The sequence below is a fragment of the Mycobacterium sp. 1245801.1 genome, from assembly GCF_001673055.1.
In the GTDB taxonomy this organism is placed as follows: Bacteria; Actinomycetota; Actinomycetes; order Mycobacteriales; family Mycobacteriaceae; genus Mycobacterium; species Mycobacterium europaeum_A.
Map to the genome: position 1 here is coordinate 1 of NZ_LZKY01000298.1, position 12,059 is coordinate 12,059.

At 69.3% G+C, this 12,059-nt stretch carries 7 protein-coding genes and 3 pseudogenes; 2 read left to right on the plus strand and 8 right to left on the minus strand.

Going from position 1 to position 12,059, the window contains the following annotated elements:
* The 3 genes and pseudogenes from A5622_RS19195 to A5622_RS19205 form a co-directional block, all read right to left on the minus strand.
* A pseudogene (locus A5622_RS19195) lies at positions 1 to 1,893 on the minus strand (hypothetical protein); the annotation flags it as partial.
* A gap of 89 nt (positions 1,894 to 1,982) precedes the next feature.
* Positions 1,983 to 4,265: an alpha/beta hydrolase-fold protein gene (locus A5622_RS19200; protein WP_066880595.1), complete on the minus strand. Its 2,283-nt coding sequence runs from the start codon at positions 4,263 to 4,265 to the stop codon at positions 1,983 to 1,985.
* A 36-nt stretch (positions 4,266 to 4,301) separates the two neighbouring features.
* Positions 4,302 to 5,429, minus strand: coding sequence for a Xaa-Pro peptidase family protein (locus A5622_RS19205; protein WP_066864657.1), 1,128 nt, complete (start codon positions 5,427 to 5,429; stop codon positions 4,302 to 4,304).
* 70 nt (positions 5,430 to 5,499) lie between these two features.
* Between A5622_RS19205 and A5622_RS19210 the strand changes: the two genes are divergently transcribed.
* Complete coding sequence (locus tag A5622_RS19210) at positions 5,500 to 6,453, plus strand: 5'-3' exonuclease (RefSeq protein ID WP_066864660.1); 954 nt, start codon at positions 5,500 to 5,502, stop codon at positions 6,451 to 6,453.
* 12 nt (positions 6,454 to 6,465) lie between these two features.
* On the opposite strand, the gene A5622_RS19215 is transcribed toward A5622_RS19210, so the two are convergent.
* The 5 genes and pseudogenes from A5622_RS19215 to A5622_RS19235 all read right to left on the minus strand — a co-directional run.
* A complete protein-coding gene (locus A5622_RS19215; protein ID WP_066864663.1) occupies positions 6,466 to 7,230 on the minus strand; it encodes a DUF4333 domain-containing protein in 765 nt (254 codons plus the stop codon).
* Between the two features lie 65 nt (positions 7,231 to 7,295).
* Positions 7,296 to 10,052: an RNA helicase gene (locus A5622_RS19220; RefSeq protein WP_066880599.1), complete on the minus strand. Its 2,757-nt coding sequence runs from the start codon at positions 10,050 to 10,052 to the stop codon at positions 7,296 to 7,298.
* Between the two features lie 19 nt (positions 10,053 to 10,071).
* The gene (gene tatC / locus A5622_RS19225) at positions 10,072 to 11,028 is read right to left on the minus strand and encodes a twin-arginine translocase subunit TatC (RefSeq protein ID WP_156748947.1); all 957 of its coding nucleotides are present in this window, start codon (positions 11,026 to 11,028) and stop codon (positions 10,072 to 10,074) included.
* Positions 11,029 to 11,074: 46 nt separating this feature from the next.
* Positions 11,075 to 11,350 (minus strand): Sec-independent protein translocase subunit TatA, encoded by a 276-nt coding sequence (tatA, locus tag A5622_RS19230; RefSeq protein WP_066880597.1) that lies wholly within the window; start codon positions 11,348 to 11,350, stop codon positions 11,075 to 11,077.
* A 99-nt stretch (positions 11,351 to 11,449) separates the two neighbouring features.
* A pseudogene (locus A5622_RS19235) lies at positions 11,450 to 11,674 on the minus strand (helix-turn-helix transcriptional regulator); the annotation flags it as partial.
* A 22-nt stretch (positions 11,675 to 11,696) separates the two neighbouring features.
* Here A5622_RS19235 and A5622_RS19240 point away from each other — a divergent pair.
* Positions 11,697 to 12,059, plus strand: a pseudogene (locus tag A5622_RS19240) (WYL domain-containing protein); the annotation flags it as partial.

A 12,059-nucleotide genomic window follows, 5' to 3' on the forward strand; every position in this document is an offset into this window, starting at 1 on the left:
CGGTGCCGGCGGAGCAGCCGCATGAGCCGGTCTCCGTGCCGGCCGGTGGCGCTCACGACCCAGTCGCCGAGCCGTCGGGTGGGCCGCAGCCGGCGCGGGCGCGGGATCGTGCAGACCACCCGCGCCGCCTGGCGTCGCGGCGGGAACGGACGCAGGGCCTTGCGGGCCGACGGGACCACCCGGCGGTGCAGAAGGGGCGGGTGACGAATTCGGCTCGTGCGGAACGCCATTGGGACTACTCGAGGGTGGCGGCGAACCACCGGGCGGGCCCGCCTGACCCGGCGAGGTTGCCGCGGGCGTCGACCCCTGGGGTGCGCCGGGAACGCCCTCGGACGGGCGAGGTACCGACTCGACCGGCGGCTCAATCGGCTTGCCGGGTGGCATTGCCACGGGAGTGCCACTTGCCGGAGGCTTGATATCCGGCAAATCCTTGGTTACGCCTGCGAGTTTTTGGGGCAGCTCGGCGCTCGCCTTGGTGATGCCGGTCAGCTCACCGCGAGCCCCCGCGATGCCGCTTAGCCCTTCTCCGGTTTTTCCGCCGGCACGCCCCGCAGCGCCAGCGGCCGCCGACTCTTCCTCGGCCCCCCGTGCCGCCGCACCCGCGCCGTCGGCCGCCGCGCCCCCTTCACCGAGGCCGGGCGAGATCAGGGTGCCAAGGTCGAATGCGACTTCACCAGCGCCCAGTCCGGGTCGATCTCTGGTCCAATCCTCGGCATGCACAAGGCCTTTCAACTCCTGCAGCCTCGCATGCGCGAATTCCTCGGGATGAATGGGAGCGTTGAACAAACTCTCCTTCCACGCATTCTTCACCAGACCGGTCCAAGTGGCAGCTGCGCCTTGGGGGTCGACGGCGATCCAATGCGGGCTCAGGTCGGCAAGGCCTAACCCCATGTTGACCGCACCTTTGAGAACGCCCTCCTGGGCATTTATCCCGAACTCGAATGCGGTCGCCACCGGATTGCCGACGTCTTCCCCTAAGAACTTGACGAGCCCGCGGCGCGCGTACTTCTCACAAGTGACGACCTCGCGATCGGCCGCTTCCATAAGCAGCCTGATCCCTTGCACGCCGGCGCGGGCCTCCTGCCCGAGATGCTGCAGCACGTCGTTGATGTCCTTGGCGATTTTCTTGATCTCGTCCCATGCGTCGCCGTCGATAATGAGCATGATGTCGTGGCCGAGGTCGCCCAGGGACCCGAGCCGGTGCAACAGATCCCGAATCGCATGTTGGGAGCGGCCGACTTTGTCGGCGAACTTGTCGATGGCACTGGCCAGCTTGCCGCATTGCGCGCCGATAGTCGCTGCCGCAGAACCTATTTCGTTGAGAGCGTTATCGATCTTGTCACCTTCAGGAAGGTGTTGGATATCCAGCAGTGTCTTAGCCGCGTTGAGAGTCGTCTGCACCCCGTTAGCCGCCGCGGCGAAGCCGCGCCAACGAGACGCGACCGCATGCATACCCGGCACGTCGCCGTCGGGCCACAACTCGAGGACGAGCGACTCCACGATCGCCCATAGCGCCGGTGGCGGCTCTCCGGGCCCCATCGTTCCCGGGGCTTTGGGAGCGGCAAGTTCCTCCGGCGGGGGCGGCGCCGCCAAAATGCTGCCACCGCCGCCTAGCGTCGAGGCCGCCTCCGCCTTCGAATAGTTCGACGCGCCCTGCTGGATAAGAGCACCGCATTTCCCGCACGCGTTCACGACGGCAGCCACTGCCTTCAGCAGCGACTCGGCGGTGTCCTGATACGCCAGGCCGAACACCTCGCCGGCGCGATCCACCCCGGTGTGGGCCGAAAAACCCGCCGCCAACACCGTCAGGTTCGCCGCCAGACCACCGCCGGCGGCACCCACGGCACTACCCGCGGCGTACATCGCCTCCGGGTCGACAGCCAAGGGAGCCACGAGCGGAATTTTCGCTCAGGTCCGCCCGTCGCCGCTATTCACCCGATGATCGATTCGCCAAGCTAGCGACAATCACCTAGCGCCACAACTCACCGATCAACAGCCGCTGCGGCCGTCAACGTGATGCGGTGTCGCCCGGGTGAGACCGCGACCGTCGCCCCGGCCGGTTCGCCATCGAGTTGCACGTCGACCGCCGCAGGCAAGCCACCGAGCGTGATCGTGGCGGTGACATCGGTGGCCACCGTGATGGTCGACGTCGGCAACGCCGCCAGCCCGGCTCGCGCGACATCGACTCGTAAACCGGCAACTCCGGTGAGGCGCAACGTCAAATACGGCAGCGGGCCGACCGGCCGTCCCACTTGCCAGTCCAGCTCGCTGTACACCCCGGGCGTCGGCTCGAAGTGCGGGATGACGCCGCGATGGTGCGCAATGGTGTGCGTGGGGTCCGGCCGCGCATACGAGCGGGCATCGACCTCCGCGACGGCCCCGCGCCGCGCGGTCACCTCGGGATCGGCGGCCAGTTCCGACAACCACCACGCCTGGTGTGGCCCGATGCCCAGGTCGGCGCGCACCAGTTGCGGATACCAGGCGAACGTGATGTGTCCCGGATCCGCTTGGCGCAGACCGGTTCCCATATGGGAGATCGGATCCTCGAACTTGTCCTGAAACACCCAGGCGATGTGATCCTCGATCGGGTAGACGCTGAACCGGTGGCGGTAACCGAGCCGGTCCAGCTCCAGCACCTGCTCGGCGGCCGAGGCGAACGGCACCAGTTCGTCAAGCAGCCCATGAGCGATGACGTAGGGCAGCCATCGGGCGTTCACCAGCAGCTTCCAGGTGTCACCCTCACGGGCACAGGGCGTATGCGGATCGAGGTCGGCGGGAATGTCGACGTGCGGCAGCAGCCGCACCCCGCACGTCGGCGGGCCGGCCAGCACCACGGCTTGCGAGAACACTTGCGGATAGCTCAGTCCCAGCTTGTATGTCGCATACCCGCCCATCGAATAGCCGGAAATCACAGTGCGATTGGGGTCGGTGCCCAATTGTTCGGCGACTCGCGCCCATACTTCCCAGACGTCGAGTTCGCCGGTGTCGAAGTACCAGGTGGACGGTCCCCGGGCCAACGGCGTGACCACCACCGACTCACGACCCTCGCACACCTGGTGCAGCAGGTGCGGGTCGATCGCGGCGAACTGGCTTTGCCCGAGCGAAAGCGAGTGCAGCAACAGGGTCAGCGGCAGCGTCCGACCCGGTGCGTAGCTCGAGGGCAGGCTGATCGAATACGGCTGCACCCGGCCGAGAAACTGCGGCTTGGTGCTCAAGATGTCGTTGGCGGCCCACCCCTGTTCCAGGCCCTGGCCGAGTTCGACCGACGACACGTACCACCGGGTGGACGGGCCGGTGATCACCGGCTCGGGCGCGGTTTTGCGGGCCGCCAGCTGGGCCCAGGGCACCGTCAGCGCGAACTCGGAGACGTCGCCGTGTGTCAGGGCGGCGGCCTGGGCGGCATCCGACCAGAAGTTCAGGTGCACCGGCTCCTGCTCGTGGGTGCGAAATGCCACGTTGTACACGTTGGGTTGCCCGGGCAGCGCGCCATGCAGGGCGGACACGTCGGCGAAGCCGTCCCCCGCCGCGTTGGCCAGCCCCGCCACCATGCGGACCGTCCAGCTGCCCGTGGGTTCGGCCAGTGACCGCGGGACCTGGGCGACGAACGACCGCGACTGCATGTCGACGCTGTGCTCGACCGGCGTCCTGGCCTGCGTGGTCAGGTCGATCAGCGCGGCGCCGGCGCCCGAGACCAGCAGGGCCATGTCGATGCCCTTCGAACGCACCCCGGCTGCGGCGGGCCAGTGTTCGTCCGCCGTTCGGGCGGGGTCAGTGTCGAAGGTGAACAGCGCGATGGGCACCGACGCGTCCAGCAGGGTGTTCCAGTCGATCCGCCACCAGGTGTGGGTCTCGGTGAGCCCGATGGCGACGCGGAAGATGTCGGCGCCGTTGCCGGCCGCGGGGCCGTCGGGATAGATGTAGGTTCCGCGCGGCGGCGCCTGGATCTTCAGGTCGCCGATCGGGACACCCGTCGCGCCGTGGTCGTCGTAGAGGAAGTCGGTCCAGAACAGGGCGCCGCCGGCTAGCCGCCCGGCGCCGCACGTGCGCGGGAACTCCTCGCCGAACGGCCAACCCGCGGGCGACGGAAGTGCGGGCTCGGGGCGCCGCGCCGCCGGCGGCACGCCCTCGGGCATCCCGTCGACCACGACCAGCTCGGCCGGCGGCGCGGGAGCCGGCGCGGGTGCGGGTGCCTTGGGGTGCAAGACCGCGTCGGCGACGTGGCGTGCGATGCGAATCGGAAGCAGCGGAAGATCCAGAATTGACATCACGCCCCAACCTACGCGGACCCGGTGACGCGTCGGTCAGGCCACCGGAACCACGATCAGTTCGTGCGGCCGGTTGTTGACGGCCAGAGCTCCCTCGGGGGTGACGACGACGATGTCCTCGATCCGAGCGCCCCAACGGCCCGGAAAATAGATGCCCGGCTCGATCGAGAAGGCCATGCCCTCGGCCAGGGGCAGATCGTTTCCGGCGACGATGTAGGGCTCTTCGTGCACCGACAGCCCGATGCCGTGCCCGGTGCGGTGCACGAAGTACTCGGCCAGCCCTTCGGCGGCCAGCACGTCACGGGCGGCGGCGTCGACCTGCTCGGCCGTCACCCCCGGACGCACCGCGTCATACGCGGCGCGCTGGGCGCGTTGCAGCACCGAATACTGTTGCGCGACTTCGGGATCGGGCTCACCGATGCTGTAGGTGCGGGTGGAGTCGGAGTTGTAGCCCGGTTCGTACGCGCCACCGATGTCGACGACGACGATGTCACCGACCTGCAGTTCGCGATCCGAATATCCGTGGTGCGGGTCGGCGCCGTGCGGCCCGGACCCGACGATGATGAACGCGACCTCCGAATGCCCTTCGGCCACAATGGCATCCGCGATGTCGGCGGCCACGTCGGCCTCGGTGCGACCCGGGACCAGGAACTCCGGCACCCGGGCGTGCACCCGATCGATGGCGGCGCCGGCCTTGCGAAGCGCGTCCACCTCGCATTCCTCCTTGACCATCCGCAGCGTGCGCAACACGTCGGTGGCCAGCACCGGCAGCACCCCGAGCACTTCGGCCAGCGGCAGCAGGTGCAACGCCGGCATGGCATCGGTGACGGCGGTCGCGGCGGGGACACCGCCCAACGCGGAGCCCACCAGATCGTAGGGATTGTCGCCGTCGACCCAATCCCGCACCGCCAGGCCGAGTTCGGCGACGGCCGATTCCTTCAGCGAGGCCAGCTCGAGACGCGGCACCACCACCGTCGGCTCGCCCGAGGCGGGCAACACCAGCGCGGTGAACCGCTCCAGGGTCTGTGCGCGCGACCCGACGAGGTAGCGCAGGTCATAGCCCGGTGTGATCACCAGCCCGGCCAGGCCCACATTGGCGGCCGCCACCGCGGCGGCCGCCAGCCGGCGTTCGTACACTGCTGCGTCGAAGCGGTGAGACTCCATGGCAGTCAGGCTAACCCCCGCCTGCCGACCGTCGACTCGGTGCGCGGATTGGCGTGAGACGATAACCCGCATGCGACCACTCGTGCTGCTCGACGGCGCCAGCATGTGGTTCCGCTCGTACTTCGGGGTGCCGTCCTCGATCACCGCGCCCGACGGCCGGCCCGTCAACGCCGTTCGGGGGTTCATCGACTCCATGGCCGTGGTGATCACCCAGCAGCGGCCCAGCCGGCTGGCCGTCTGCCTCGACCTCGATTGGCGTCCCCAGTTCCGGGTGGACCTCGTCCCGTCCTACAAGGCCCACCGCGTGGCCGTGGAGGATCCGCAGGACGAGCCGGACGTCGAGGAGGTCCCCGACGACCTGACGCCCCAGATCGACATGATCGCCGAACTCCTTGACGCATACGGGATTCCGACGGCCGGCGCCGAGGGCTACGAGGCCGACGACGTGCTGGGCACTCTGGCGGCCCGGGAACGTAAGGACCCGGTGGTGGTGGTCAGCGGCGACCGCGACCTGCTGCAGGTGGTGTCGGACGATCCCGTCCCGGTCCGGGTGCTCTACCTCGGCCGCGGGCTGAGCAAGGCCACGTTGTTCGGGCCCGCCGAGGTGGCCGAACACTACGGCGTACCGGTGGATCGCGCCGGCCCCGCCTATGCCGAACTCGCGTTGCTGCGCGGCGATCCGTCCGACGGCCTGCCCGGGGTGCCCGGCGTCGGCGAGAAGACCGCGGCGACGCTGCTGGCCCAGCACGGCTCGCTGCAGCGGATCCTGGCCGCCGCCCAGGACCCGAAGTCCAAGATGGCCAAGGGCATCCGCACCAAATTGCTCGGGGCGCTGGATTACATCGAGGCGGCCGGCAAGGTGGTGCGGGTGGCGACCGACGCGCCCGTCACCTTCTCGACGTCCACCGACGAAATACCGTTGGTCGCCGCCCATCCGCGACGCACCGCCGAACTGGCGACCGAGCTGGGCGTCGGCTCGTCGGTCGCCCGCCTGCAAAAGGCGCTGGACGGGCTGCCGAACTGATCGGCCCGGCGGCTACTGCGGCCGGCCGACCTCGTAGGTGCCCTTGTTGTCCTGGAAGGTCACCGTGACGTGCTTGGGCGCGCCGTCGATGCTGACGTCGCAGTCGAACGTGGCGCCCTTCTTGACGGTGGGGTTCTGGCCGTGGTTGCACTTGACGTTCTGGACGTTCTTCGCGCCGTAGCCGTTGGTTTCGTCGCTGAGCACCTGCTGGACCCCGGCCTGCGCCTTGTTGACGTCCAGCTTGGTGGTGACGAAGAACCCGGGCTGCCAGAAACCCAGCACCAGCACCACCGCGATGAGCAGAAACGCGATCGCGCCGCCGACACCGGCGATGAGGCCGACGGGCCGCTTCTTGCCGGGCTGCTCGTAACCGGGGTACTGCTGCGGGTACTGGCCCGGCTGGCCGTACTGGCCGGGTTGGGGATACTGACCCGGCTGGCCATACTGCCCCGGCTGCGGATACTGGCCGGGCTGACCGTACTGGCCCGGCTGGGCGTACTGCCCGGGCTGGGCGTACTGGCCGGGCTGACCGTACTGCCCCGGTTGCGCATAGCCCGGCTGCTGCTGGGGATACTGCTGCGGATAGGCCTGTTCCGCCGGCTGCTGATACTGCGGGTAGTCGGCGGGCGGGGTGTAGGCCGGGGCCTGCCACGACGTCTCCTGGTTCGACTGCTCCTGCCAGGTGGGTGCCACCTGAGTCGGCTCTGACGAGTGATCGCTACCTTGACCTTGACCGGGCGGCTGCCACTGCTGGTCCGATCCCTGCGGTCCGCTCATCTTTCTCCCTCAGCCCTTGTGTCTTGGCATGCACTATCGCCGCTTAACGGTAGCTCCGGCCTAGCCTACCCGGCGTCAACTGCGACGACGCCGCGCCGAATGTCGTTGATAGCCCGCTTAGCGGTGGCCCGCAGCTCGGGGTCCGGGGCGGCGTTGCGGACCTGGTCCAGCAGGTCGAGCGCCTGGCGGCACCAGCGCACGAAATCCCCCGCCAGCAGCGGCGACCCCGTGCCGGCCGGGTCGGCGGCCGCCAGCGCCGCCGCCAGGTCGCCGGTGCGGGCCCAGCGGTAGATGACGTTGACGAAGCCGTCGTCGGGCTCGCGACTCGGGGCGATCCGGTGCGTTTGCTCATCGGCGCGCAGCGCCATCGACAGCCTCGAGGTCTGCTGCAGCGCTTGGCGCACTTGCTGGGTGGGCGCGTCGGCCGCAAAACCCGCCCCCGGCCCCTCGCCGCCCCGGGTTTCGTACAGGACCGACGACACCACCGCCGCGAGTTCGGCGGGCTTCAGCCCTGACCACGCGCCGGTGCGCAGGCATTCGGCCACCAGCAGGTCGCTTTCGCTGTAGATGCGCGCCAGCAGCCGGCCGTCGTCGGTGACGCGCGGATCGCCGTCGCGCCCCTCGATGAAGCCGCGCTCGGTGAGCAACCCGACGATCCGGTCGAAGGTCCGGGCCAGCGAATTGGTGGCCGCCGCAACCTTTTTCTCCAACTGCGCGTTGTCGCGCTCGATCCGCAGATAGCGCTCGGCCTGCCTGACCTGTTCCTCCACACCGGCCGTGTTGTGCGACGGGTGCCGGCGCAGCGCGTCGCGCAGCGACGCCAACTCGGGATCATGAAATTCACCATCGGAATCCCCCCGGCCGCCGCGGCGCCGGGCCGGGATGGTCAGCCCGGCGGCGGCCGATCGTAGCGCCGACGCCAGGTCACGCCGGACCCGGGGCTGCCGGTGTTCGACCCGCTTGGGCAGCGACATCGAACCGACCGGCGCCGACACACCCGAATAGTCGGCCGAGGAAATCCTTCCGGCCCAACGGTTTTCGGTGAGCACCAGCGGTCGCGGGTCGGTGCTGTCGCGGGCCGATTCCAGCACCACGGCCAGGCCGCCGCGCCGGCCATGGGTGATGTTGATGATGTCGCCGCGGCGCAGCGCGGCCAGCGCATCGCTGGCGGCCTGCCGCCGTTGCAGCCGGGACGCCCGGGACTGCGCGCGCTCCATCTCGCCGATGCGGGCACGCATCCGGGCGTATTCGAGGATCGGCGCCTTGGGTCCGCCGATCTGGGCGGCGATCTCGTCGAGCATCGCGGTGCCGCGCTCGATGCCGCGGACCAGCCCGACGACCGAGCGGTCGGCCTGATACTGCGCAAACGACTGCTCCAGCAACCGGTGTGCCTGCTCGGGGCCCATCTGTTGGACGAGGTTGATGGTCATGTTGTACGACGGAGCGAACGAGCTGCGCAGCGGGAAGGTGCGGGTGGAGGCCAGCCCGGCCACCGCGGCGGGCTCGGTGGTCTCCTCGGTGGGATTCCACAGCACCACCGCGTGGCCCTCGACGTCGATGCCGCGCCGCCCAGCGCGGCCGGTGAGCTGGGTGTACTCCCCCGGCGTCAGCGCCACGTGCTGCTCGCCGTTGAACTTCACCAGCCGTTCGAGTACCACCGTGCGGGCGGGCATGTTGATCCCGAGCGCCAGGGTCTCGGTGGCGAACACCGCCCTGACCAGTCCGGCGGTGAACAGTTCTTCGACCGTGTGGCGGAAGACCGGCAGCATGCCGGCGTGGTGGGCCGCCAGGCCGCGCAGCAGCCCCTCGCGCCACTCGTAGTAGCCGAGCACGCCCAGATCGGCGTCGGCGAGGTCGCCGCAGCGGTGCTCGATCACCTCGGCGATCTGCGCGCGTTCCTCCTGGGTGGTCAGCTGCAGGGGCGAGCGCAGGCACTGCTGGACGGCGGCGTCACAGCCGGCCCGGGAGAACACGAACGTGATCGCCGGCAGCAGCCCTTCGGAGTCCAGGGTGGCGATCACGTCCGGCCGTGTCGGCGTCCGGTAGAAGCGCGGCCGCGACGGCCGGCCCGAGCCCCGGCGACGCGGCTGCCAGTCGGTCATGCGGTCCGCCTCGCGGCGGTGCGAGATGTGGCGCAGCAGTTCGGGATTGACGCGAGGTTGACGGTCCTCGGCCGGTTTCTCGTTGTCGTAGTCGAACAGGTCCAGCAGGCGCTTGCCCACCAACACGTGCTGCCACAGCGGCACCGGCCGATGCTCGTCGACCACGACCGTCGTATCGCCGCGCACGGTCTGGATCCAGCCGCCGAATTCCTCGGCGTTGCTCACCGTCGCCGAGAGGCTGACCACCCGCACCTCGTCGGGCAGGTGCAGGATCACCTCCTCCCACACCGGGCCCCGCATCCGGTCGGCCAGGAAATGCACCTCGTCCATCACCACATACGAAAGCCCATGCAGCGCAGGCGAATCGGCGTAGAGCATGTTGCGCAGCACTTCGGTGGTCATGACGACCACGGGCGCGTCGGCGTTCACCGACATGTCCCCGGTGAGCAGGCCGATGCGGTCGCGGCCGTAGCGCGCCGTGAGGTCGGTGTGCTTCTGGTTGCTCAGCGCTTTCAGCGGCGTGGTGTAGAAGCACTTACCGCCGGATGCCAGCGCCAGGTGCACGGCGAATTCGCCGACCACCGTCTTGCCGGCGCCGGTCGGCGCGCAGACCAGCACGCCGTGGCCTCGTTCGAGCGCCGCGCACGCCCGATGCTGAAAGCCATCCAGCGCGAAGGGCAGATCGGCGGTGAACCGGGTGAGCTCCACCAGCTCCGCCAGGTCGGAGGGCGGCGACGGATCAGGTGACATCGTCGTGTTGCCCGGCGGACAGCGACGGCTCGGGTATCGCGCTGGGCGGTTCGATCACCGATGCTTCGTCGTCGGGAATCACGGCCTGCGCTTCACGCTTGGCCTTGCGCCTGTCGTGCAGCCGAGCGATCTGAATGGCGAACTCCAGGAGGACCGAGAGCGCCAACCCGAGGGCGGTCATCGAGAACGGGTCGGATCCGGGCGTGAAGACCGCGGCGAACGCGAACATCGCGAAGATCAGGCCGCGCCGCCACGCCTTGAGCCGCTCATAGGTCAGCATCCCGATGGTGTTGAGCATGACGATGAGCAACGGGAATTCGAAGCTGACGCCGAAGACCACCAGCAGGTTGATCAGGAAGCCGAAATATCTGTCGCCGGACAGCGCGGTCACCTGGACGTCGCTGCCGACGGTCAGCAGGAAGCCCAGCGCCTTGGCCAGTACGAAGTAGGCCAGCACCGCGCCGACGACGAACAGCACCACGGCGGGGATCACGAACGCGATCGCGAAGCGACGTTCCTTCTGATAGAGCCCAGGCGTGATGAACGCCCAGAGCTGGTAGAACCACACCGGGCAGGCCAGCACCACTCCCGCCGTCAGGCCGACCTTGAGCCGCAGCATGAACTGGTCGAACGGCGCGGTCGCCAGCAGCCGGCACTGGCCGCCTGCGCTGATCTCGGCGCGCGCCGATTGCGGCAGCGAACAGTAGGGATGGCGCAGCCACTCGCCGAGGCTTTCCAGGCCGAAGATCGAATGCGAGTACCAGACGAAGCCGAAAATCGTGGTCAGCAGGATCGCGGCCAGGGAGATCAGCAGCCGGGTGCGCAGCTCGGTCAGGTGATCGACCAGCGACATGGTCGCATCCGGGTTGGTTCGGCTGCGACGGTTACGAGGGTTGAGGCGCCTCAGCAGGCCGGTAGTGCGCGCTGAAACCTTGAAGACTTTCACGATGCTCGGTCAGTGGCGCTCGGGCAGCGCGCGACGATGGTGACGGCTAGGCCGGACGTGCTTCGCTGTGCCCCTGCTCGCTGGGCGCCGGCGCGTCGACCCGCTGCGACTGCACCGGCTGGGGGGCGGCCGGCGGGGTCGACGGGGTTTCCAGGGACGGCGCTTCCGCCTTGTTCTCGGTCTGCATCTCGCGCAATTCGGACTTGAAGATCCGCATCGACTTACCCAACGAACGCGCAGCGTCGGGGAGCTTCTTGGCACCGAACAGCAAGATCACCACGACCGCGAGGATCGCCCAGTGCCACGGACTAAGACTGCCCACTTTGATTACCTCCAGACGTTCACCCGATGCTACCGCAGCGGGGCCGGGTGGCGGCGGGCCCGCGCCGCGCCGCGGTGGACCATCTCGCCTGGACTTTTGTCAGTTCATGGCGTCGTAGGCGGTCAGGGCGGCCGCCGCCGTATCGCGCACCCGCCGCGCCAGCGACGCGGGTGCCAGCACCTGGACGTCGGGGCCGAAGCCCAGCACCAGCCGCGTCATCCAATCCTCGGAGGCATAGGTCATCACCGCCTCGCAGGATCCGTCCGGCAGCTCGCGCACGTCGCGCATCGGGTAGTACTCGAACATCCAGGACGCCGCCGGGGCCCGGGCGCAGGACGCTTCGGCCGCGGCAACGGCCGTCGACGAGCCCGCGCCGGTGGAGAACCGGGCCGCCGCCGCGGTGCGTGCGGCCGTGCAGTCCAAGCACGCGCTGGCCATCGACTACTACTCCGCCTCCCACGACACCCTGACCAGCCGGGTCGTCGACCCCATCCGGGTGCTGCTGATCGGCGGCCACAGCTACCTGGAGGCCTGGTCGCGCGAGGCCGAGGGCGTTCGGCTGTTCCGCTTCGACCGGATCGTCGACGCCAGCGAGCTCGATGAGCCGGCCGCGCCGCCCGAGCCCGCCCTGCACGCGCCGCCGGACACCTCGCTGTTCGACGGCGACCCGGCGCTGCCGTCGGCCAGCCTGCGCGTGGCCCCGGCGGCG

What these genes read in the sequence shown, in the direction of transcription:
- A5622_RS19200 (WP_066880595.1), bottom strand. Translation starts at nt 4,265, where the DNA reads ATGTCAATTCTGGATCTTCCGCTGCTTCCGATTCGCATCGCACGCCAC.
- A5622_RS19205 (WP_066864657.1), bottom strand. Translation starts at nt 5,429, where the DNA reads ATGGAGTCTCACCGCTTCGACGCAGCAGTGTACGAACGCCGGCTGGCG.
- A5622_RS19210 (WP_066864660.1), top strand. Translation starts at nt 5,500, where the DNA reads ATGCGACCACTCGTGCTGCTCGACGGCGCCAGCATGTGGTTCCGCTCG.
- A5622_RS19215 (WP_066864663.1), bottom strand. Translation starts at nt 7,230, where the DNA reads ATGAGCGGACCGCAGGGATCGGACCAGCAGTGGCAGCCGCCCGGTCAA.